This is a genomic window from Streptomyces thioluteus (assembly GCF_039535865.1).
Genome location: NZ_BAAAXZ010000047.1, coordinates 1 through 20,614, shown reverse-complemented (window position 1 = coordinate 20,614; position 20,614 = coordinate 1). Strand labels below are relative to the sequence as shown.

Annotated in this window: 19 protein-coding genes and 3 pseudogenes; 5 read left to right on the top strand and 17 right to left on the bottom strand. The window is 73.0% G+C overall.

Annotated elements, in window-relative coordinates; all coding sequences use genetic code 11:
* The first annotated feature begins 99 nt into the window (after window positions 1-99).
* Window positions 100-1,307: pseudogene (locus tag ABD794_RS06380) on the top strand (cytochrome P450).
* A 9-nt stretch (window positions 1,308-1,316) separates the two neighbouring features.
* Here the strand turns inward: ABD794_RS06380 and ABD794_RS06375 are convergent.
* The 4 genes and pseudogenes from ABD794_RS06375 to ABD794_RS06360 all read right to left on the bottom strand — a co-directional run bounded on the left by ABD794_RS06375 (window position 1,317) and on the right by ABD794_RS06360 (window position 4,721).
* Window positions 1,317-1,994: pseudogene (locus ABD794_RS06375) on the bottom strand (acyltransferase).
* Between the two features lie 141 nt (window positions 1,995-2,135).
* Complete coding sequence (locus ABD794_RS06370; RefSeq protein ID WP_344961431.1) at window positions 2,136-2,993, bottom strand: hypothetical protein; 858 nt, start codon at window positions 2,991-2,993, stop codon at window positions 2,136-2,138.
* Window positions 2,994-3,003: 10 nt separating this feature from the next.
* Window positions 3,004-3,558, bottom strand: coding sequence for a papain-like cysteine protease family protein (locus tag ABD794_RS06365; protein WP_344961430.1), 555 nt, complete (start codon window positions 3,556-3,558; stop codon window positions 3,004-3,006).
* A 266-nt stretch (window positions 3,559-3,824) separates the two neighbouring features.
* Window positions 3,825-4,721 carry a M48 family metallopeptidase gene (locus ABD794_RS06360; RefSeq protein WP_344961429.1) on the bottom strand — a complete coding sequence of 299 codons (897 nt, stop codon included), beginning with the start codon at window positions 4,719-4,721 and terminating at the stop codon, window positions 3,825-3,827.
* 319 nt (window positions 4,722-5,040) lie between these two features.
* Between ABD794_RS06360 and ABD794_RS06355 the strand changes: the two genes are divergently transcribed.
* From ABD794_RS06355 to ABD794_RS06345, 3 genes are read left to right on the top strand one after another with little or no spacing between them, the layout of a single operon-like run.
* Complete coding sequence (locus ABD794_RS06355; RefSeq protein WP_344961426.1) at window positions 5,041-7,026, top strand: dynamin family protein; 1,986 nt, start codon at window positions 5,041-5,043, stop codon at window positions 7,024-7,026.
* A gap of 59 nt (window positions 7,027-7,085) precedes the next feature.
* On the top strand, window positions 7,086-8,582 hold the full coding sequence (locus tag ABD794_RS06350) for a hypothetical protein (RefSeq protein WP_344961424.1): 1,497 nt from the start codon (window positions 7,086-7,088) through the stop codon (window positions 8,580-8,582).
* Between the two features lie 10 nt (window positions 8,583-8,592).
* Complete coding sequence (locus tag ABD794_RS06345; RefSeq protein ID WP_344961421.1) at window positions 8,593-10,548, top strand: dynamin family protein; 1,956 nt, start codon at window positions 8,593-8,595, stop codon at window positions 10,546-10,548.
* Between the two features lie 12 nt (window positions 10,549-10,560).
* On the opposite strand, the gene ABD794_RS06340 is transcribed toward ABD794_RS06345, so the two are convergent.
* From ABD794_RS06340 to ABD794_RS06315, 6 genes are all read right to left on the bottom strand, one after another.
* Window positions 10,561-11,094 (bottom strand): gamma carbonic anhydrase family protein, encoded by a 534-nt coding sequence (locus ABD794_RS06340; protein ID WP_344961418.1) that lies wholly within the window; start codon window positions 11,092-11,094, stop codon window positions 10,561-10,563.
* Between the two features lie 106 nt (window positions 11,095-11,200).
* A complete protein-coding gene (locus ABD794_RS06335) occupies window positions 11,201-11,857 on the bottom strand; it encodes a DedA family protein (RefSeq protein WP_344961415.1) in 657 nt (218 codons plus the stop codon).
* A gap of 147 nt (window positions 11,858-12,004) precedes the next feature.
* Window positions 12,005-12,784 (bottom strand): thioesterase family protein, encoded by a 780-nt coding sequence (locus ABD794_RS06330; protein ID WP_344961414.1) that lies wholly within the window; start codon window positions 12,782-12,784, stop codon window positions 12,005-12,007.
* Between the two features lie 60 nt (window positions 12,785-12,844).
* Window positions 12,845-13,747, bottom strand: a complete 903-nt coding sequence (locus ABD794_RS06325; RefSeq protein ID WP_344961411.1) for a lactoylglutathione lyase — start codon at window positions 13,745-13,747, stop codon at window positions 12,845-12,847.
* Between the two features lie 54 nt (window positions 13,748-13,801).
* The gene (locus ABD794_RS06320; RefSeq protein WP_344961406.1) at window positions 13,802-15,103 is read right to left on the bottom strand and encodes a condensation domain-containing protein; all 1,302 of its coding nucleotides are present in this window, start codon (window positions 15,101-15,103) and stop codon (window positions 13,802-13,804) included.
* A 49-nt stretch (window positions 15,104-15,152) separates the two neighbouring features.
* Window positions 15,153-15,464: a hypothetical protein gene (locus ABD794_RS06315; RefSeq protein ID WP_344961404.1), complete on the bottom strand. Its 312-nt coding sequence runs from the start codon at window positions 15,462-15,464 to the stop codon at window positions 15,153-15,155.
* Window positions 15,465-15,525: 61 nt separating this feature from the next.
* Here ABD794_RS06315 and ABD794_RS06310 point away from each other — a divergent pair, with 61 nt between their 5' ends.
* Window positions 15,526-16,083, top strand: a complete 558-nt coding sequence (locus ABD794_RS06310) for a hypothetical protein (RefSeq protein WP_344961402.1) — start codon at window positions 15,526-15,528, stop codon at window positions 16,081-16,083.
* Between the two features lie 115 nt (window positions 16,084-16,198).
* On the opposite strand, the gene ABD794_RS06305 is transcribed toward ABD794_RS06310, so the two are convergent.
* From ABD794_RS06305 to ABD794_RS06275, 7 genes and pseudogenes are all read right to left on the bottom strand, one after another.
* Window positions 16,199-16,633, bottom strand: a complete 435-nt coding sequence (locus ABD794_RS06305; protein ID WP_344961400.1) for a hypothetical protein — start codon at window positions 16,631-16,633, stop codon at window positions 16,199-16,201.
* Window positions 16,578-17,324: a SidA/IucD/PvdA family monooxygenase gene (locus ABD794_RS06300; protein ID WP_344961398.1), complete on the bottom strand. Its 747-nt coding sequence runs from the start codon at window positions 17,322-17,324 to the stop codon at window positions 16,578-16,580. The genes ABD794_RS06305 and ABD794_RS06300 overlap by 56 nt, the downstream gene beginning before the upstream one ends.
* Window positions 17,279-17,539: a SidA/IucD/PvdA family monooxygenase gene (locus ABD794_RS06295; protein WP_344961396.1), complete on the bottom strand. Its 261-nt coding sequence runs from the start codon at window positions 17,537-17,539 to the stop codon at window positions 17,279-17,281. Before ABD794_RS06295 ends, ABD794_RS06300 begins: the two co-directional genes overlap by 46 nt.
* Before the next feature lie 64 nt (window positions 17,540-17,603).
* Window positions 17,604-17,981 carry an aspartate 1-decarboxylase gene (panD, locus tag ABD794_RS06290; protein WP_344961394.1) on the bottom strand — a complete coding sequence of 126 codons (378 nt, stop codon included), beginning with the start codon at window positions 17,979-17,981 and terminating at the stop codon, window positions 17,604-17,606.
* Window positions 17,982-17,991: 10 nt separating this feature from the next.
* Entirely contained in the window at window positions 17,992-18,492 is a 501-nt protein-coding gene (locus ABD794_RS06285) for a hypothetical protein (protein ID WP_344961392.1), read from the bottom strand.
* Between the two features lie 136 nt (window positions 18,493-18,628).
* Window positions 18,629-19,503, bottom strand: a pseudogene (locus ABD794_RS06280) (class I tRNA ligase family protein); the annotation flags it as partial.
* 112 nt (window positions 19,504-19,615) lie between these two features.
* Window positions 19,616-19,975: a cupin domain-containing protein gene (locus tag ABD794_RS06275; protein ID WP_344961391.1), complete on the bottom strand. Its 360-nt coding sequence runs from the start codon at window positions 19,973-19,975 to the stop codon at window positions 19,616-19,618.
* Window positions 19,976-20,614: the final 639 nt, after the last annotated feature.

The following is a 20,614-nucleotide window of genomic DNA, read 5'->3' as shown; positions in this document are numbered from 1 at the left end:
CGGCGCGAGGACGTGCTGCGGGCCGCGACGGCCTGCCCGGTGCAGGCCATCCTCGTCGGCGAACCGGCCGGTGCCGACTGATCCGCACCAGGAGTCCGCATGTCCTCGGAAACCCTCTTCCGCCGGATCACCGACCCCGCCAACCGCGCGATCCGTACCCGCTCTACGCCGAGCTGCGCGAGCACGGGGTGGCACGGCAGGAGGACGGCCGGTACCTGGTGGGCACCTACCACGAGATCAACGCGCTGCTGCACGATCCGCGGATCAGCTCGGACCTCCGCAAACGCGCCGTACCCGACCCGGAGTTCCGGCTGCCCGAGGGGCTTCCGCCGTCCTTCATCGGGACCGACGACCCCGAGCACGACCGGCTCCGCCGCCTGGCCATGCGCCAGTTCGGCCCGCCCCACTCCCCCGGCCGCATCGACGCCCTCCGCGACGACATGACCCGCATCGCGGAAGAGCTCGCCGACGGCTCGTGGGAAAGGAAACACCTCGATCTCGTCGAGGACTTCGCGTTCCCCCTCCCCATCACCGTCATCTGCGACCTCTCTTCGGCGTGCCGGAGGAGGACCGCCACCAGATGCACGTCTGGGCGGACACGGTCATCGCGAACCTGGACTTCGCCCCGGGAGGACCCGGCTCGCGCCGCCTCGCCGCGCAGGAGGCGCGCAGGGCCATGGGCGCGTACCTGGGCGGACTCGCCGCGAACGGCGCGGGAACCCGGGCGACGACATGCTCTCGGGCCTCGTCCACGACGACGGCCCGGACGGCCGCCTCACCGACCTGGAACTGATGGTCACCACGGTCCTGCTGCTCATCGCCGGACACGAGACCACCGTCAACCTCATCACCAACGGCATGCTCACCCTCCTCCGGCACCCCGAGGGAGCTGGAGCTCCTGCGCGCCCGCCCGGAACTGATGCCCGCCGCCGTGGAGGAACTGCTGCGCTACGAGCCCCCGGGGCAGATGCTGCCCAGCGCACCCCGCTCGCCGACGTCGAGGTCGGCGGCGTCACCGTCCCCGAGGGCGCGCCCCTGATCCTCGTCCTCGCCTCCGGCAACCGCGACCCCCTGCGCTTCCAGGAGCCCGACCGCTTCGACCCCACCCGCGAGGACAACGTCCACTTCGGCTTCGGCAGCGGCGTCCACAGCTGCTTCGGGCGCCGCTCGCCCGCATGGAGACCCGGATCGCGCTGGACACGCTGCTGCGCCGCCTCGACCGTCCCCGCCTGCTGGAGGACCCGCCCCCGTACCGCACAGCCCGGTCCTGCGCGGCCCCCCGCCACCTGCCGCTCGCACAGGGTTAGCGCCCGGGGTCAGCGCCGCGGGGCCGGCCTCCACCCCTCCTTCTCGTCCCAGCGCCGGACGACCTGGCGGGCACGCCCGCGACCACCGCGTGGTCCGGCACCTCCCCCCGCACGACCGCCCGGCCGCACCACCACGTTGCGTCCCAGCCGCGCCCCGGGCAGGATCACCGCCCCGGCGCCCAGCCAGCTGCCGGAGCCGATCGAGACGGGCGAACTGCGCGGCCACTGGCGGCCTATGGGCTGGTGCGGGTCCTCGTACGAATGGTTGTCGCTGGTGATGTAGACGTAGGGGCCGCAGAAGACGTCGTCGCCGATGGTGACCTCGCGCGTGGCGATCACATGGCTGCCGCGGCCGAGGACGACGCCGTTGCCCAGCCTCAGCACGGCGTCGGGCCCGAGGTCGTGCCCGGGCATCATTCCCGCCGTGAGCGTGACCTGCTCGCCGATGATGCAGTGCTCGCCGAGCTCGATCCACCGCTCCCCGAACACCGTGCCCAGCGGGAAGGCGAGGCGCGTGTGCGCGCCGATCCGGCCGAAGCGGTACGGTCCGGGCCGCTCCGCGGTCACCGAACCGGCGCCCTGGACCCACCGCCAGCCGCGGTGGACGGCGCGCGAGACGGCACGGCGCCGCCAGGCCGCGAGGGCCCCGACGGCGCCGGACGGGAACGTGTTTCGGTACTTCGGCACCCCGCTCACCGTAATCCGCCCTGCCGGGGGCGCCCCGGGCCGGGTCCTGTGATCTTGGCCCCAGGACCGCTCCGGGCGCCGTGGCTCCGCCCCCGGGACGGGGTGGGGGCCGGGTCCCGGGGCGGAGGTGCGGGCGGCGGGTCAACCGGCCCGGACCCGCCTGCGGCGACGGATCAGGACGGCTCCGCCGGCCAGGGCCAGCGCGGCGCCCGACGACCCGCCCACGAGCAGCGGTGCCGGAGACTGCGACGCCCCCTTCCCGGCGTCCGGCCGGTAGCCGCTGGAGTACCCCTTCGTGTCGTAGTCCGAGCCCGGCTGCTTGTCGGCGTAACGGGCCTTGACCAGCTTCTGGTAGTCCGCGAGGGACGCCGACGACTGACCGCCGAGGCCTTGCCGCGCCGCGTCGTTGAGCGGCTCGACGGTGGTCAGTCTGAGCTGGTAGTAGCCGTGGATCTGCGGCTCGGTGAACACCGTCGTCGTCGCGTCGGCCTTGCCCGCGAAGCCGGCGTCGGTGTCGCCCTCGCGGACGGCGGCCAGGTGCCAGCCGGTCGTGCCGGTCGGGGCGAGCATGACGGTGGCGGTGCGCCCGCCGGTGACGCTCACCCCGGCCACCGCGTAACCGAGCCTGACCGCCTGGGTGAGGATGGGCTGTGCCGTCCCGGCGGCGAACTCCGGCGTGATCTCGTTCAGCGCCAGGGGGTCCTTGATGGTGAACGAGGGCAGGCCGTCGCACGGGTCGGCCTTGGCGGGGAGCGTCACCGTGCCCTTCGTCGAGCCGTCGGGCACCGGCGCGCTCAGGAAGCGGCAGATCGCCTCGCGGGTGGCGGTCGCCTTCAGGGTGTCGAGGGCGGCCTGGAGATTCGGCAGGTCGACCGGGGCCTTGGCCGCGAGGGCCGGGCCGGCCGCCGGGAGCAGCGCGGACGCGCCGAGGGCCAGAGTGACGGTCAGGCGGGAGAAACGAGCGGCCCGCCGCGTGGTGGATGTTCTGTGGTCGCGCATGTCGCCTGCCTCAACCGGAGATGCCGATGCGGGAATGGGTCCACTTGAACGAGCTGTTGCTCACGTAGTCGTTGTAGTTCCACCACGTGTACGTGTTGGTGTCCGGCCACGGGTCGCCCACGGCGATGGTGTTGTCCGACGTGTCGTAGCCGTAGATCACGTTCATGTGGCCGCCGCCGGAGCTCCAGCCGATGCGCGCCCCGAGGGGCCGGGCGGCGTCGACGTCCGAGTGCACCTCGGCGAAGGTCGCCGCGCGGGACAGGCCCGTACCGGTGTGGCTCATGCCGAGGTCGCCCCAGGCATAGGCCATGTCCTGGAGAGTGGCGGGCTGGTTGTTGCAGCTCAGATACGGGTCGTGCTTGGCGGCCCGGTTGCAGAAGTCGGTCTGCGTGGTGCCGTAGCCCTGGTACGTGGCGATGGTCACCCCGGAGGCGTCCCAGCACCACTGCGTCTTCTCCTGCTTGGACATGGTGATGTCGTCGTAGGCGCCGTCCGCCTGCGCCGTTCCGGCGGCCGCCGTGAGGGCCCCGGAAACAGCCAGTGTCAGGGCCGATACGGTCGTCACGAACTGGAATCTGCCCATGGTCCTGCCTTCCCTTGACGGGGGCGAAGAGCGGGTGTCCGGATCATCCGGTCATCCGCGATGGACAGTGGTATGACACCGCAATGCCTGTCCGGCATATACAGATCTTGCAGGAATTGACCCGTACGGCGCCATGGTCCTACTAATACCCTTTCACGGAACGCCAGTTGCACGACACTGCCGGCGTTTTCCCCGGTGCTGCCGGGACGTTGACCGAAGGATGGGGCGGTCGCCTACCGCTGTGGCGCTCAGGTGCCGTCGGGCCCACGGCGGACGGCGCCGAGGACATGGTCTCCGGCCTGGGCGGCGGAGGCGGCGAGGTCACGGACCATGACGAGCAGCGGGTCGGTGCTCCGCCGGAACCTGTCCGCGTAGGAGACGCCGGTGGCCCGCAGTTCCCTGCCGACCGACGCCTTGGCGTCGTCGCGGCGCAGAGCGTAGTCGCCGGACAGGACGGACCGGTATCCGGCACCCCGGGACCACCGGTCGAGCTCCGCGACGCGGACGACCGCCAGGGGATGCGAACGGGGCCGGCTGATCAGATACTTGACGACGCTGTCGCGAAGGTCCTCGCCACGCTCGAACTCGGCGCCCTGGCGCAGGAATTCGCCGATGTCCATGTCCTCCAGGTGCGCGCCGCCCGCCAGCTTCATCAGGGCCCGCAGGCAGGGGTCGCGGTCCTGCACCACGAGCAACCCGGCCCGGTCGCAGGAGAGTTCCGAGGTGCGCATCCACTCGTCCAGCGCCACCTGTACGGCCTGAAGACCTATGCCGCCCAGCGGTACGGACGACAGCATGCGGCCCGCGCCGGCGAGATAGTGGGCGATCGTCCGGTAGACCGCGTGCCCGCTCATGGCGTGGCCCAGCTCGTGGCCGATGACGAAGCGCAGCTCCTCGGCGTCCATGAGTTCCAGCAGGCCGCTGGTGAGCACGACGAAGGGCCGGTCCATGCCGATCGTGCAGGCGTTGACCTCCCGGTCCAGGCGGACGAACAGCTCGGGGGGCCGGTCGAGGTCCAGCACCCGGGACGCCTCGCGCATGGCCCGGTGGATCCGGCGGAACTGCCGGTCACCGGTGCGAACCGCCTCCCCCAAGGTCTCCATGCGCACGGCCCGTTCGGGGAAGGCGCCCTGGAACTTCTTCACGAAGACGTCCAGTCCGCGCAGCTTGCGGAGGGCGACCAGTGCGGCGCGGTCGGCCGGGTGCTCGTAGGCGCGCGAGGAGATGCCGGGGAAGCGCGTACGGGCCGTCGTCCGCGCCCACGTCGGCGCGCCGCTCGGTTCCCTCGCCGTCGGCCTTCATGCGCCATCCCCTTCGTCCGAGAGCAGCCCTCGTACGACGAGACTAGGGTGCAACTCGCCAATATTGGAAAAGAGTTCGTCACGGAAGAGTGCGTGCCGGGTCAAGCCCGGCGGGAGGTGAGAACTCCGTTGCGACGCTCCTCCCCTAGGCAGGGAGCTCATCATGGGGGACAGCAGCACGCACCCGGGGGACGCCGCCGTCGTCGCCGAGGCACTGACCGACGCGGCGGAACACCTGGACTTCGTCCGGCGGTTGATCGAGGAACTCCGGCCGGCCCCCGAGCGCGCGGCGGCGGTGGGCGCGGCCCTGGACCAGGTGCGCCGGAGGCTGGCGGACGACCGCCTGCACCTGGCCGTCATCGGCGAGTTCTCCAGCGGCAAGAGCACCTTCATCAACGGCCTGCTGCGGATGCCGCTCCTGCCGACGGACGTGCTGCCCACCACCGCCGCCCCCGTCGTCATCGAGTACGGTCCGGAGCTGCTGTTCCGGGTCCGGCTGGCCGACAACGACCGCCGGCACACGGTGCGGTCCGACGGCGGCGGCACCAAGGCCCTCCCCGAGGACCGCGAGCAGCTGGCCTCCGCACTGCGTGCGCGGTGCCCGGGCTGCGACGCACCCGGCGAACTCCTGCCGCTGCTGGCGATGTTGACCGCGGATCCCCGGGTCGCTCCCCTCGTGTCGGAGCTGCGGGTCGAGGTCCCGGCCGACGCGCTCGCCGACGGGCTGGTCGTCCTGGACACCCCCGGCGCCAACGGGCATTCCGAACACGAGGTGATCGCACGCCGGGTGATGGCCGAGAGCGCCGACAGCGCGGTGGTCCTGACCTCGGCGCTGGCCCCCGTACCCCTGTCCCTGGCCGCCTTCCTGGAGGACGCCCTCGACCGCGCGATGCTGACGCGCTGTACGTTCCTGGCCACCTACGCCGACCGAATACCCGCCGCCGCGCAGCCGGACGTCCTCCGGGCGATCCGCACCCGGCTGCGCGCCCGCCTCGCGCTTCCCGAGGCGGCGGTGGAAGCGGTCTCCGCCGATGCGGTGGTCCGCGGGGCGGCGGGCGAGCCGCTCTCCTCCGAGCAGGCCGCATGGGTGGAGCGCTTCGCGGTGACCGAGTCCCGGCTGCGCGACGCCCTGGTGCGGCAGCGCGCGGTCGCGGTGGGCGACAGCACGCTCAGGCTGATGGACCGGGCGATGCGGCTGGTCCGCGAGGAGACCGACGCGCGCCGGAGGGAGCTGGAGGCGGAGGAAGCAGCCCTCGCGGCGGCGCGCATCCCGGACCTCGCGGGCTTTCTGGAACCGTACCGGGGCCGGGGCCTGCGGCGGCTCACATGGGCGGACGGCCGGGTCCGCGCCGGGCTCGTCCGCGAGTGCGAGGCGGCGTCGGCACGCACCGCGGAGGACTGCGCCGGGCTGGTCGAGTCGGCGGCATCGGTCGCGGTCCTGCGAAGCATCGTCGAGGACGGCGTCACCACCCGGCTGCGGGACGGGCTCCGGGAGTGGAGCGAGGCCCAACAGCGCTTCGCACACGACCGGTTCGGCCAGTGGACGGCCGCCGGGAGGTGGGAGGTGGCGGCGGCCTTCCGGAAGGAGTACGCACGGCTCGGCGAAGCACTGGGCCGGCCGCCGGAAGCGCGCGAGCCCGCGCCCCCGGCCGACGAGCCGGCGGGCGACGAGTCCGCCCGGCTGTCCCCCGTGGTGGCGGCGGCACGGCTGGCGCTGAGCGAGGACCGGTGGGGCCGCTTCGGCGGATGGGCGGTGGGCACCGTGGTGGGAGCAGTCGTGGGCGGCCCCGTCGGGGCGGGCGTGGGAGCGTTGATCGGCCAGGCCCTGGGCGGCAAGCGGCTCGCACACGTGAAGTCCGAGCTCGGCCCGCGCATCCGCGAAACGGTCCGGGCCGCCTTCGAAGCGATGCGCGCCGACCTCGAACGGTCGGCGCGCCACCGACGGCAGGCCGCCGAGACCGCCTTCACCGCCTACCTGGACGCCTACCGGACGAGTTACCAGGAAGTGATCACCGGCATAGCCGCCCGACAGCACGAGCGGCACGCCGAACTGGAACACCGACGCGCGGCGCTGGCGGAGGTCTCCGCCGAGGCGGACCGGCGCCGCTCCGTCATCGAGAGCCGGCGGGCGCTGCTCGCCGGACTGTAAGCCACCGGACCGCGCGTCATCGTTGCCGACGCTCGCTTATGGACCCCACGGGATGCCCCATGACCGACTTCGAGAAGAAACCCGCACCGCCCCTGGAGGGGTGGCTCGCCGAGGCGGTAGCGCTGGCGCGAGAACACGGACTGCACGACGTTCTCGCCGAGTTGACCGACATTTCCGGCCAACTCGGGCGTCCTGTCTACCGAATCACCGTAGCCGGGGAGGCGATGAGCGGTACGTCCGCACTCATCGGAAGGCTCGCCGGCCCGCCGACGGGCCGGAACTCTCCGCTCGGGGACGGCACGGAGCTCGTCGAGGCACCGGCGCTCAACCAGGACCCGGAAGCGGACGAGTCGACGCGCCGCCTCGCGCATCACGGCGACGCCCTGGTCATGACGACCAAGGCGATCGCCCCCTTCGGCCTCACCGAGGCGGACTTCGTGGCCGGGGCCTTCGGCCGTGGCCATCTGCGCCGGATCGCCCTGGTGCTCACCCAGGAGGGCCAACTCCCCGAGGACCGGCGCGCATCCGTCATGGAGCACATACGGGCCCGGGCGGCCCGGCTGGACCCCGGAATCGCCGTCTTCGGCGACCGGGACGGGCTGGACGCCCTGCGCTCGCACCTCCGGTCCTGGGCCGAAGCGGAGGACCGGATCGCGCTGCGCCGACAGCAGATCACGGCCCAACTGGCCGACGTGTGCGAGCGGATGGCCGAGACCGGCCGCGAGGAGGAGGCGGCCGCACGGCGTGCCGCCGAGGAGGCCGGGCGCGACGCCGACCGGGCCGACACCGAGCGCGCCGGCCTCCGCGCGCACATCGACCGGCGGCGCACCGAGGCCGTCACCGAACTGCGCGAACGGCTGGAGCGCGAACGCGCCGGCCTTCTGGAGGAGTTGCGCCGTTCGCTGGAGGAGTCGCCGAACGCCAAGCACTGGTGGGACACCTCGCTCTCCTACGAGCTCCACAAGGGACTCCAGGGCGTGGCCGCGCGGCAGGCCGAGTGGTTCCGCCACCGGGTGGAGGCCGAGGCCCTCTGGCTCACCGAACGGCTCTCCGCTCTCGACACCGGGGAAGGCCCGGTCACCGTGCCGACCGACCGGGACCCGGACGCCCTCCTGGAAATCGACGAGCCGGTGCGCCAGCGGCTGCACCTGGAGGACCTCGGCGGCAAGAAGCTGCTGTACCGGCTCGGGCCCGTCGGGGCCGCCCTGGTCACGGCGGTCGCGCTGCCCGGAATGGCCGTACCGATCGTGCTTTTCGGCAGCGCGGCGGGACTGGTGGCCGGCGACGCGCGCTTCCACCGGCTGGCCGAGCGGCAACGGTCCACGGTGCGCGAGGCGTTGACGCGGATCGTGCGGCAGGCGGTGGAGGAGTTCGCCGACACCGCGGCGCGGCACGTGCGGTCGGTCTACCACGACCTCGCCGAGCACTCCCTGACGCCCCGTCACGACGAGGACGCGGACTCCGCGCCCGAAGGCCCCTCGCTGGCCGTCTCCGCGGCCGCCCTGCGCGCCCGGCTGCCGGCCGGGGCCGAAGCCACCGGACCGAACCACGACTGAAAGGCGAGCGATGGACGACTACGGGGTCTTCGAGGAACGCCGCAAGGCCCTTCTCGAACTCATCGGCAGGCTGCGGCCGGTGCTGGAGGCGATCAACGTCGAGGCCAACACCGACAGGCTGCGCATCATCCAGGAACGCGTGGAGTCCGACACGTTCAAGGTCATGGTCGTGGGCGAGTTCAAGCGCGGCAAGAGCACGGTGATCAACGCGCTGCTCGGCGCGGAGGTGCTGCCGGCGGACTTCCTGCCCTGCACCGCGATCGTCAACGAGGTGAAATGGGGCGCGGAGCGACGGGCCAGGCTCCACCTCATGCCCGCGGCGGGGCAGGGCCCCACGGGGCACGCGATCGACATCCCCGTCGAGAAACTTGCCGAGCACGTGACCATCAAGGACGGGGACGACGGGAAGCCACGGCCCAATCCGTACGAACGGGCGGAAGTCTTCTGGCCGTTGCCGCTGTGCGAGAACCGCGTCGAGATCATCGACTCGCCGGGCCTGAACGAGGCCTCCGAACGCGAGCTGATCACCCTGGGCTACCTGGACCGGGCGGACGCCCTGATCGTCGTGCTGCTGACCAACGTCCCGCTGTCACTGAGCGAGCAGAACTTTCTCGACGTCGATGTCGCCGCCCGCGGGTACGAGGACACCTTCTTCCTGTTCACCCGGTTCGACGACGTGCCCCCGAACCGGCGCGACGCCACCGTCCGGGGAGTCCGCAACCGTCTGGCTCCCTACGGCCCCCGCGACGACCGGGTCCACTTCGTCAACGCCAGGGGCGCGCTGGAGGGCCGCGTGCGCGGCTCCCGGGCGGAGCTGGAGGCGTCCGGCTTCCTGCCGTTCGAAAAGGCCCTGGAGCGCTTCCTGGTACACGACCGGGGACGGGCCAAGGTGCTGGTCCCGGTCCTGCGCCTGAAGACGGTGGTGACCGAGGCCCGGCGCGACATCGATCTCCAGCAGGGGATGCTGCGGCGGACCGCGGCCGAGCTGCGCCGCGCATACGAGCTCCAGCAGGTGCCGCTGCAGCAGGTGGAACGCCGGAGGGACGCGATCCTCGGCCGGGTCGACGCGCACCTGCGCGACGTCGTCGACGAAGTCGGCGCGATGGCTCGGCGGTTCTACCGGGGGATGGCGAACGACGTCGAGGAGTGGGTCCTCGAACTGCCCCTGGAGAACCGGCTGAAGGGCTTCAACCCCTTCACCCAGGCGGAGCGGGCGCAGGCGCTCCAGGACGAGCTGTCCGAGAAGCTGAAGGGCAAGGTCAAGGAGACGTCGGCCGCGTGGCAGGCGGAGGAGCTCCAGGCGTTCCTGGAAGAGCGGGTGGCGGCGCTGGAGACGGAGATCGAGACGGATCTCACCGAGCTCGTCGAGCGGATCGACGCGATCCGCTACGACCTCGCGGCCGTACCCCGGCGGGAGGATTCCGGCGAGGTGGCCGGCGGCGTCGAGCGGTTCGTCGCGGCGGGGCTCGGCACGGTCCTCGGCGGCCCCGGCATGGGCCTCGCGGGCGCCAACTTCGGCTTCAAGGGCGTGGCGAAGGCGGTGCTCCCGACCGTGGCGGTGACCGTCGCCGCCGCGGCCCTCGGCCTCGCCGCGTTCCCCTTCTTCCTGGCCGTCCTCGCGGCCAACCTGTTCAGCACCGCCTTGGTGAAGTCCGGGGTCGAGAAGGCGCTCAAGGAGAAGGCCGCCCGGAAATGCGCCGACCACCTCCGTGACACGACGGACGAGATCGTCGCCGAGCTGACCGCGAAGGTGCGGGTACAGCTCGGCAAGATCCGCGAGGTCATCGCCGAGGGCATCGAGGCGGAACTGCGCAGCGTGCGGCAGGAGGTGGCCAACGCGCTGGAACGCCGCGAGAGCGGCGAGGCGGAGACGGAGGCCACCCTGGCGGAGCTGGGCCGGCACGGCTCCGCCCTCAACGGCCTGGACGAGGAGCTGGCGGAGTTCGTCAGGACCGTCGCGATCTGACCGTGCCCGACGTCAGCCGCCGAAGGTCTCCCGGTGGGTCTTCGCGAGCTCCACGTACACCGCGGCGTTGGCGCGGACGTGCTCGCGCTCCTCCTCGGTCAGCCCGCGCCGGACCTTGGCCGGGACGCCGGCCACCAGCGAGCCGGGCGGGACCTCCATGCCCTGCGGCACCAGCGCCTGGGCCGCGACGAGGGAACCGGCGCCGATCCGGGCGCCGTTGAGGACGGTGGCGCCCATGCCGACGAGGACGTCGTCCTCGACGGTGCAGCCGTGCAGGACGGCGTTGTGGCCGACGGTCACCCGCTCGCCGACGGTGACGGGGAAGCCGGGGTCCACGTGGACGGTGCAGTTGTCCTGGATGTTGCTGTCGGCGCCGATGGTGATCGGGCCGCCGTCGCCGCGCAGGACGGCGTGGTACCAGACGCCGGTGCCGGCGGCGAGGGTGACGTCGCCGAGGACGACGGAGGTGGGTGCGGTGAAGGCCTCCGGGTGGACCGACGGCTCCTTGCCGCCCACGCCCGCGATCAACGCCCGGTCGTCCGTCATGGTCTGCTCCTCGTCGCCGCTGCGGCCCCCGTCCTGACGGGCACGCTAGGCGACGACGGGGACGGGATGCCCGGGGTGGGACGGAGATCACACCCCGGGCCGGGGGCTACTCGGCGACGGCCGGCTCGGGCTGCTCGGCGCCCTCGGCCGGGGCGTTCTTCTGCGCCTTCTTGGCCTTGATCCGCATGAAGACGAAGGATCCGAGGCCGAAGAGGACGGCGGCGGCCAGGCCGAGGTAGGAGAACTGGTGCAGCCACTTCTCGGCGACCTTGCCGACCGAGTAGATGACGGCGACGGTGCCGCCGGCCCAGACGATGCCGCCGAGCACGTTGGCGATGAGGAACTTCCAGTACGGCATCTTCAGGACACCGGCCAGCGGGCCGGCGAAGATGCGCAGCAGCGCGATGAAGCGGCCGACGAAGACGGCCCACATGCCCCACTTCGTGAACGACCGCTCGGCCGTGGCCACGTGGTGGGGGCCGAAGTGCTTGGGGAACTTACGGCCGAGCCAGGCCAGCAGCGGCTTGCCGCCCTTGCGGCCGATGAGGTAGCCGATGGAGTCGCCGATGATGGCACCCGCGATGGCGCAGGCGCCCAGGACGTACGGATTGATGTGGTCCTGGCTCGCGGCCATCAGCGTGGCGCTGACGAGGACGATCTCACCGGGAAGCGGGATGCCGAGGCTCTCGAGTCCGATGACCCCGCCCACCAAAAGGTAGACGGCGACCGCCGGCACCGATTCGAGCCACTCCTGAACGTGCAACGCCGGTTCCTCCCCGGTTGACGACTGATACCCGGCGTGCGCCATGGGGGCGCACGCCGGGAAGCCTACTTGAGAGGTAGGACTCGCTCCCGGGCCGTCCGGTTGAGCGTGGACGCCCATTTGTTACGAACGGTTACCGCTCGGCGGCTACCGCTCGGCGACGAGCAGGGTCTGCAGGATCCGCCCGCAGTCGCCGGCCGCGTCGTCGAGCCGGCCGGCGGCGAGCCCCGTCCCGCCCGGGGACGCCGCGGTCGCCGCGGTCAGGCACAGCCACTCCCCGACCGGGTCCCGGTGCAGGGCCAGCGTGACGTCGGTGTTGATCACGAGCCGCCGGACGTGGTCGAGCGCGAAGCCGACGGCCCAGTTGCTGTCCGCGAGGGTCAGGGCCCGCGTCAGCGGGGTGTCCTCCTCGCCCGCGACCAGCGGGATACGCTGCCGGGCCCACGCCGCGCCCGGCCCCGGTTCGTCGAACGCCCCGGACGCGAAGCGCCACTCCATCGCCGCGATGTAGCCGTCGAGGTGCGCCCCCGCCATCGCGGGCGGGCCCTGCGGGCCGGGCAGGGCCGGCGGCAGCGGCTCCGGGCGCAGCGCCGGCGTGTCCTCCGGGGCGGCGGCGACCCGCCACGCCCGGGCCAGCATCACCGGGCGGCCCTCGGCGACGATCTCGCCCTCGACGAGCTCCGTGCGCCGCCCGGCCCGGACCGTGCGCACCCGCACCTCCAGGTCGCCGACGGGCACCGGGGCCGGGATCTCCAGCGTCACCCTGGCCACGCGGAACCCCTCCCGCGCCTCGTGCCGCTCCAGCGCGCGTCCGAGGAGGGCGGACGGCGGGCCCGCGTGCTGCGCCTTCGGGCTCCAGGGCCCCGCGGTCGCGGGGCTGCTCCCGTATCGGCCGTCACCCGCGTCGCGGTAGAAGGACTCCGGCACCGTGTCTCTCCTCATCGTTCCGCCGTCGGAAGACCCAACGGCACGCCGGGGCCCCGCCGTTCACGCCCGGCGCGGGGGCGCGGCGCGCCAGCCGAACGGTCTCACGCGCCGTCCTCCCCCGGGGGCGGCCGGGCGGGGAGATCTCTCCCACACCTCGGCCCGCACGCCGTCGGCGAGGGTCACGACCGGGCGTCCGCCCGGCCCGCGGGTGGTCGCCCGGCCGGAGCCGGCGAGCCGGGTCACCGTCTCCACGGAGGGCGCCCGCAGGGCGAACGCGACGGACGCCGGGTCCGGCTCGTCGGTGCCGGTCAGCAGCAGGCCGCCGACCACCGCGGACAGCGCGTCGCCGGCCCGCCGGGGGTCCGTCTCCAGCGCGGTGCCGTAGAAGCGGACGGCCTCGTCGAGCCGGTCCGCCGGGACCGCCCGCCGGGCGAGGAGGCGGACGCCGGTGTCCGTGGCCTCCCGGACGGAGATCCCCGGGCGGGGGTCGGGGAGTTCGCCGGGCCGGGGGCGGTGCTCGACGAGTTCGGCGAGCGAGCCGTCCGGGTAGCGGACGCGGGCCCGCCGCCCGGGCACGATCTCCTCGGTGGGTTCCACGACGGTGGTGCCGGTGGGCACCAGCAGACCGAGCTGGGCGGTGAGGGAGGGCACGATCAGCGAGTACGCGGTCCGGCGCTGGACCGGGGTGAAGCGCCGCTCACTGGCGATCAGCAGGACGTCGCCCACCGCGGCCAGTTCGAGGCCCCCGAAGTCGGGGATCGGCATGCGCAGGTCGGCGGGCACGCCCTGGAGACGTTCGTAGAGCGCGATCCGGTCGTCCAGCTCGTCCAGGTCGATCAGCAGCCGGGCGAGCAGCCGGGGCCGGCCGAGCACCGAGGAGTCGGGGCGGGTGCGGAACCAGCGGTCGGCCGGCGGGTCGGTGAGCCGCGGCGCGGCGGCCTCCGGTGTCACGTTCCCTGGCATGGTGCCCTTCCTTGTCGTCGTTCCGGTCGTTCCCGTCGTTCCGGGGCCGCCCGCTCATCCCGGCCACCACTCCCGCGACCGCAGTCCCCAGGCGGCGAACTCCTCGGCCACCAGCTTCCGCAGGGCCCGGGCGTCGCCGAAGTGATCGGGCATCGCCGTGACCGTCACAGTGAGCCGGTCACCGGCCCGCACCAGGCACAACGACGCCCGCAGCCGGGCCCGTTCGGGCACCAGGCCGGGCACGTTCATGGTGCGCAGGGCGACGCCGTCCGCCGGTACGCCCGCGAAGCGGGCCGCCGCCGTCGGCAGGGTGCCAAAGTTGGAGGCGACGACGTCGGTGGCCTGCGCACCGGGCGCCTTGAGGCGGCCGGCGCACCGGGCGGGCAGCAGGTGCCACAGCGGTTCGGGGACCAGGGTGGCGCTGTGCTCGCCCGTCCCGTCGAGCACGGCCCGGGTGGCGCGGCGGGTGGGCCGCAGGCCGGTGTGCCGGGGCCCGCCCGCCGGTACGGACAGCGGGACGACGACCAGGGCGTTGGCCCGCCGGTCGGCGGGCCCGCGGCGCAGGCTCACCGGGATGCCGACGTGGACGGCGTCGCGGCCGTCCAGGGGCACCCGGGCCCGGACGAGGTTGGCGGCGATCTCGACGAAGAGGCTGTTGGCGGTGCCGCCGTGGGCCCGGGCCCGTTCCTCCCACTGCGCCGCGTCGAGGTCGAAGACCGCGGAGGTGAAGAACCGCGGCTCCGACGCGGGCGGCGGCGGGCCGGCCGGGCCGCGCAGGGCCGTGGCGAGACGCGTCAGTTCCCGCCGGTCCGCCAGGGCGCGGGCGGCCCACCGCGCCGAGCCGGTGGCCGCCCGGGTCAACTGCCCGACGGCGTCGGCGAGATCACCGGCCGGGCCGGGCGGTGCGGACGGGACGCCGTCCTCCCCGAGGGCCGCGAGGATCCCGAGCCCGTCGGCGCGGAAGTGCGGGACGGTGAGCGACACCAGGGTGCCGCGACCGTACGGGGCCGCCGCCAGCCGCCACAGCGCCGGGGAGTCGAGGGTCAGGGGCACCCGGACCTGTGCGTCGGTCCAGTCCGGCGCCGTGTCGTCGGTCAGCGGGACGGTGTCCTCGTGCGGCGGCTCGGCGTTGGACGCGGGAACCCAGGCGCGGCGGGCGCCGGGGATCCGGGCCGGCGCGGGCCGGCGGCCGAGCCGGCCGACGGTCGAGCCGCCCGCCACTCCTCCCGCAGGGCCCCCGCCGGCAGCGGGGCGGCTCAGGCGCCACAGCACCTGACGATCCGGGAGTGAGCCCAGGGCGCGTTCGGCGCCGACGAGCATCTCGTCGGTGGGGTTGAGGCGGGCGCCGGACGTCACGAGGGGCCTCCCGGAGGAGTTCCGCCGCGTACCGGCCGACGGCGGGCGCCTATCTTGAAGCCGCACGCCGTTTCCAGCCGGTGGCGGTCACCAGGCCGGCGGGTCCGGCCACGCCGTCACGCCGCCTGTCCCCCTCGGGGCCGAGCGCGTCGAAGGCGGTGCCCCGCCGACGAGAGTCCGCGTCGGCCAGCCCGGGGCAGCGGTGGCGCACGACCCGGCGGACGCGCTCCGCCTCGGCGTCCGGCACGCCCCGGGCGTCACCACCGGGGGGACGTCGAGCTCGGCGGACGGGACCCCGGCCAGGACGCCGGTGCCGTCGTCCCAGCGGCGCAGCCAGGCAACCGGTCGTCGTGTCGAGCACGGCGGGGAGGGTGCCGGTGACGGGGGTGGCGGGGGGCGAAGACGCAGTAGCTACCGACCGGGTGCGCAGGGGGAGTTCGACTCCGGCCGTGCGCGCGAGGTCCGTGCTGTGGACGCCGGCGGCGAGCAGGACCGCGCGGGCCCGGACGAATCCGCCGGTGGTGCGGAACCCCGGTGACGCGGGAGCGCGCGGTGACGATCTCCAGGGCGCGGGCGGGGCGAGGAGCGTGGACGCGGTCGGCGTCCCGGAGGACCGCCTCGGCCACGGCCGCGCGGGCAGCCAGCCCGCGCGCGGCTCGTGGACCCGAACCCGCCTCGGGCGGGGCGAGTCCGGGGAAGGCCGCGGCGATCTCCCGGGCGTCGAGGACGTCCACGATGTGGCCCGTGGCACGGACGCGGGCGGCGGCCTCCTCCGCCCGTGCGGCCCCGTCCGCGCCGAAGAGGGTGAGGCTGCCGTGTTCGCGCACCGCGGGCCAGCGGCCGTGCGGGCCGCGCCGCAGGTAGTGGTCCAGCCCCTCCGCCGCCCGGGGAAGGGCGGCGGAGGAGGCGAGGTCGAGCGCCCGGACGAGCCCGCCGGACGCCCCCGTGGCGGCCCCCCGCCGGGCCGCGGCCGTCGATGACGGCCACGGACAGGCCCTGGGCGGAGAGGCGTTCGGCCGTGGCCAGCCCGATGATCCCGGCGCCGACGACGGCGACGTCGAACGTCGGTATCGACAGGGGTGCCGGCGGGTGTCGTCACCCGCAGGGCCTCGTCCCTGAGCCGCTCTCTTCGACGAGGGCCTCCGGTTCGAGCATCAGGGACTCGACGATGTCCGTGGACCGGGCGGAGAGCACCGCCAGGGCCCCGGCGTCGCCCATGCCGTGGCTGGCCTCGCAGAGACCGTTGAGGTACAGCCGCAGCGGCCGGGCACCGTACGCGCTCCGTTCCACGGCCACCGAGTAGTCCCGGGCCACGTCCGGCAGCCCCTCGTCGGTCAGGGCGAGCCGGGTCGGCGATGCCGGCCAGCAGGTGGGGTGGTACGGCTCGTCGTCCGGACCGAGGCCGAAGTCCCGGAAGCCGGTGGCGAGGACGACGAGGTCGGCGTCGTAGACGCTCCGCGTGCCATGGTTGACGTCACGGAGCACCAGCCGGTTCACCGCCCCGCCGCCGTCCCGGCCGACCGCGGCCACCTCGCAGAACGGCTTGAGGAGCAGCCGGTCGGACCCCATCAGCGGTACTCGTGCTGCACGCTCGCGAGCCGGTCGATGACGTACCTGGTCGCACGCCGCGTAGTTCACCGACCGCAGCTCGGCGCGCAGGCGCCGCTTCGTCTCCGCCGGAGCGGATAGAAGTAGTCGATGAACTCCGGGAGGAACACCTGCTGCTGTACGGGCTGGTGTCCCTTGAGCCGGAAGCCGATGCCGCGCTGGATCGAGACGACCTGCTCGACATTGGGCCTGCCGAGGAGTCGAGGACGATCTCGATGGCGCTCTGGCTGCCGCCGACGACGGCGACCCGGAGGTTGCGGCCCTCGTGCCGGCGCAGCGCACCGAGATAACGGGTCGCGTGGAAGACCGTGCCGGCCGGGCTCCGCCGGAACACCTCCGGGATCCGCGGGGAGCGGCCCGTGCCGATGACGACGGTCTCGCCCAGGTACTGCCGGCCGGTCCCGGTCTCCAGCCGGAAGACCTCGCCGTCCGGCGAGTCCACCACGGACAGGCTCGTCGCCGTCTGTCCGTAGTCGACCGCGTCGCGGAACGAGTCGGCGACCCACCGCAGGTATCCCGCGTACTCCCGGCGCAGCGGGAACTTGGTGTTCAGGTGCAGGTAGTCGGTCAGCCTGGCCCTGCGCGGCGAGGTAGTTGACGAAGGTGTAGGCACTGCCGGTGTTGCGCGGCATGGTGAGGTCGCGGAACGGGGTTGTTCTGGATGTCCGCCCCGGCCAGCAGTTGTTCGTCCTGCCACTGGAAGCCGTCGGCCCGCTCGACGTACCGGGCGCCGCCGGTGTAGCCGAGTTCCTCGAGCGTCACGGCGAGGGAGAGGTTCGCCGGGCCGAATCCGACGCCCAGGATGGAATGGATCTGTTGGTCCGTCATGACTCACGCACCTTCGGCATCAGGCGGTACGCAGGGCGCCGGAGGGGCGCCGTGCAGGGGGACGTCACGCCGTGATCACGCCGCGCGTGACCGTCTCGAGGATCTTGTTGCCCTCGTCCACGTGGACGACCCGCGGCTTGTGCTCCGCCACCTCGTCGTCGGTGAGCTGGCCGTAGGCGATGATGATGACCTTGTCGCCGGTGTGCACGAGCCGGGCGGCGGCGCCGTTGACGCAGACCTCGTTGGCGCCGGGGGCGCCGAGGATGGTGTACGTCTCGAACCGCGCACCGTTGTTGACGTTGACGACGTGCACCAGCTCGTGGACGCCGATGTCGGCGGCGTCCAGCAGCTCCGGCGAAATGGTGATCGAGCCCACGTAGTTGAGGTTGCTGTCGGTGACGGTGGCGCGGTGGATCTTGGAACGCATGAAGGTGCGCAGCATGATGCAGTCCTCAGTTCTGGTGTAAGGAGGGGAAGCGAGGGGAGTAAAGGGCCCGCAGGCGCGGCCTGTTCACACGGCGAGCGTGCGGAAGGGACCGGCGGGCGGTACGGCGGCGTCCCGGAGCAGCGGGGCGCCGGCGGGGGCGGGCCCCCGAGCCGAAGGCCAGGGCCACGGCCCTCGGCAGGTCGGGGGTGACCGGCCAGGCGAGGGTGCGCAGGGTCCACAGGAAGAGCAGGGCGCCGGAGACGTCGCCGGAGTCCTCGGTGCTGATCTGCCCGGCCTTCAGCGCCAGGACCTCCAGGTGGAGGGCGAGCGCCTCGGCCGCCTTGCGGATGCTGAAGGACTCCAGGTCGTACGCGGCGGCGAAGCGCCGTTGCGACGCCTCGATGGCGGTGGCCCACCACTGCGACGGCGGGGCGTCGACGCTCCGGCCGGCCAGCTTCTCGCCGAGGGTCCGCGCGACGGTGTCGAGCGGCGCGTCGAAGCGGGTCCGCAGCGTGGACTCGGCCACCTGCTCGGTGAATTCCGACTGCTGGAGCTCGGGGCTGGTCAGCGACAGGACGAACCGCGCCCGGTCCCGGCCAGGCCTTCTCCAGGTAGTCGCGCGCCCAGAGCACGTCCCCCTTGCTGGTGGAGAACTTGCGGCCCTCCAGCAGGTAGTACTGGTTGGTGAGGGTGCGCGTCACCGGGAGTTCGACGGGCCGCCCGTACCGCGCGGCCAGCAGCTTCAGCGCGGGGTAGACGAAGGCGTTGTAGAAGCCGTTGTCGATCCCGATGAACTGGACGAACTCGTCGCAGCCCGCCCGGCCGCGCTCCCGCACCCGTCGGGGCCAGTACAGGTGGCCGACGTAGATCTCCGGCCAGGCGTTGATGGTCTGCGGCGGGGCGTCCGGGCCGTCCCAGTCCACCGGGATTCCCCAGGTGCCGGGGTAGGTGACGGGGATGTAGGGCATCCGCCCGGCGAGGGTGCGCTCGACGACTCCCCGCAGGTCCGGCCGGAGTTCGACGTCGGACGTGCGGTACCAGTTGCTCAGCAGCGAGCGGTGGCGTTCCAGGTCGAGCACCCAGATGGAGACCGGCCGGGTGGGCAGCGCCGTCGCGGTGTCGCCCGGGAGCAGGGCGCCGGGCAGGTTGTACAGGCCGCACGCCTCGCAGACGCCCGCCCGGGCGTGGGCGAGACAGACCGGGCAGCGGCCGGTCACGAAGGCCTCGGCCGGTACTCGCCGGTCTCGGCGTCGTACGGCAGCTCGACCTCGCGCCGGTCGAAGGCGCCGTGCCGCCACAGGTGGGTGAAGAAGTCCCGGACGAACGCGGTGTATTCCTCGTCGGGCCGCTCGAAGAGGTCGACGTCGATGCCGGCCAGGTCCAGGGAGACCCGGACGCTGTCGAGCGCCTCCTGGATCAGCGCCTCGGGCGTGGTGCCGAGCCGCTGCGCGGTGGTGACGACGTAGGTCTGGTTGTCGTCCGTGCTGCACGCGTACACCACGTCGTTGCCCAGGATCTTCTGCGAGCGGGCGCACACGTCGCTGGCCAGGACCGGCCCGGCGAGGTGCCCCAGGTGCAGGTCGCCGTTGGGGGTCGGCGGGGAGAACGAGACGTTGACGCGCCGCCCGGCGGCGGGGGCGCTGCCGGGCTCAGCCACGGGCCGGCTCCTCGGCCGGGGCGGGCTGGAGCCAGTAGATGCTGACGAACGTCAGCAGCGCGTCGTCGCTCGTGTTGGTGACGACGTGGTCGTTGCCGTGCGGGATGTAGATGACGTCGCCCGCGGTGACGTCGCGCAGCTCCTCGCCGATCCGGACCGTGCCCGAACCGCCGGTGAAGATGAACGTCTCGTCGGTGGCGTGCTGATGCTCGGTGCTCGACTCGTGGGGGTGGACGGTGCACAGGGTGCTGTTCCAGGGCGGCACGACGACGCCGTCCCAGGGGTAGAGCTGGCGTACGTCGATCCCGTTCTTGCGGACATGGCCGTCTTCGGCCGCGGTGCGCACGTACATGGCGATTCCTTTCCTTGCGGCCGCCGCGACGAAATACGTCGGGGACGGCCGGGGCAGGGGCATTTCCATGAATGGCTTTTCGGCGGAATTCCATCGCTGAACAAAATGGAAAACGGCAGGGAAAAGCCGGTGAGCGAGACGGTGGAAAAAAAGGGCGATCGAGCATCGCGGTCCATTGGCCGGATCCCGGGGATCGCTCGTGCCCACGGTGGGGGTTTCCGTCCCGGCGCAGCATGTGCCCGCATGCCGCCGACGGAATACCCCACCGTGGGCACGAGCGATCCCCGGGATCCGGCCAATGGACCGCGATGCTCGATCGCCCTTTTTTTCACCGTCTCGCTCACCGGCTTTTCCTGCCGTTTTCCATTTTGTTCAGCGATGGAAATTCCGCGAAAAGCCATTCATGGAAATGCCCCTGCCCCGGCCGTCCCCGACGTATTTCGTCGCGGCGGCCGCAAGGAAAGGAATCGCCATGTACGTGCGCACCGCGGCCGAAGACGGCCATGTCCGCAAGAACGGGATCGACGTACGCCAGCTCTACCCCTGGGACGGCGTCGTCGTGCCGCCCTGGAACAGCACCCGTGTGCACCGTCCACCCCCACGAGTCGAGCACCGAGCATCAGCACAGCCACCGACGTA

Excerpts from the sequence above, each read along its gene's own strand:
- ABD794_RS06370 (WP_344961431.1), bottom strand. The coding sequence starts at position 2,993 with ATGCGCGACCACAGAACATCCACCACGCGGCGGGCCGCTCGTTTCTCC.
- ABD794_RS06355 (WP_344961426.1), top strand. The coding sequence starts at position 5,041 with ATGGGGGACAGCAGCACGCACCCGGGGGACGCCGCCGTCGTCGCCGAG.
- ABD794_RS06350 (WP_344961424.1), top strand. The coding sequence starts at position 7,086 with ATGACCGACTTCGAGAAGAAACCCGCACCGCCCCTGGAGGGGTGGCTC.
- ABD794_RS06345 (WP_344961421.1), top strand. The coding sequence starts at position 8,593 with ATGGACGACTACGGGGTCTTCGAGGAACGCCGCAAGGCCCTTCTCGAA.
- ABD794_RS06340 (WP_344961418.1), bottom strand. The coding sequence starts at position 11,094 with ATGACGGACGACCGGGCGTTGATCGCGGGCGTGGGCGGCAAGGAGCCG.
- ABD794_RS06325 (WP_344961411.1), bottom strand. The coding sequence starts at position 13,747 with ATGCCAGGGAACGTGACACCGGAGGCCGCCGCGCCGCGGCTCACCGAC.
- ABD794_RS06295 (WP_344961396.1), bottom strand. The coding sequence starts at position 17,539 with ATGACGGACCAACAGATCCATTCCATCCTGGGCGTCGGATTCGGCCCG.
- panD (WP_344961394.1), bottom strand. The coding sequence starts at position 17,981 with ATGCTGCGCACCTTCATGCGTTCCAAGATCCACCGCGCCACCGTCACC.
- ABD794_RS06275 (WP_344961391.1), bottom strand. The coding sequence starts at position 19,975 with ATGTACGTGCGCACCGCGGCCGAAGACGGCCATGTCCGCAAGAACGGG.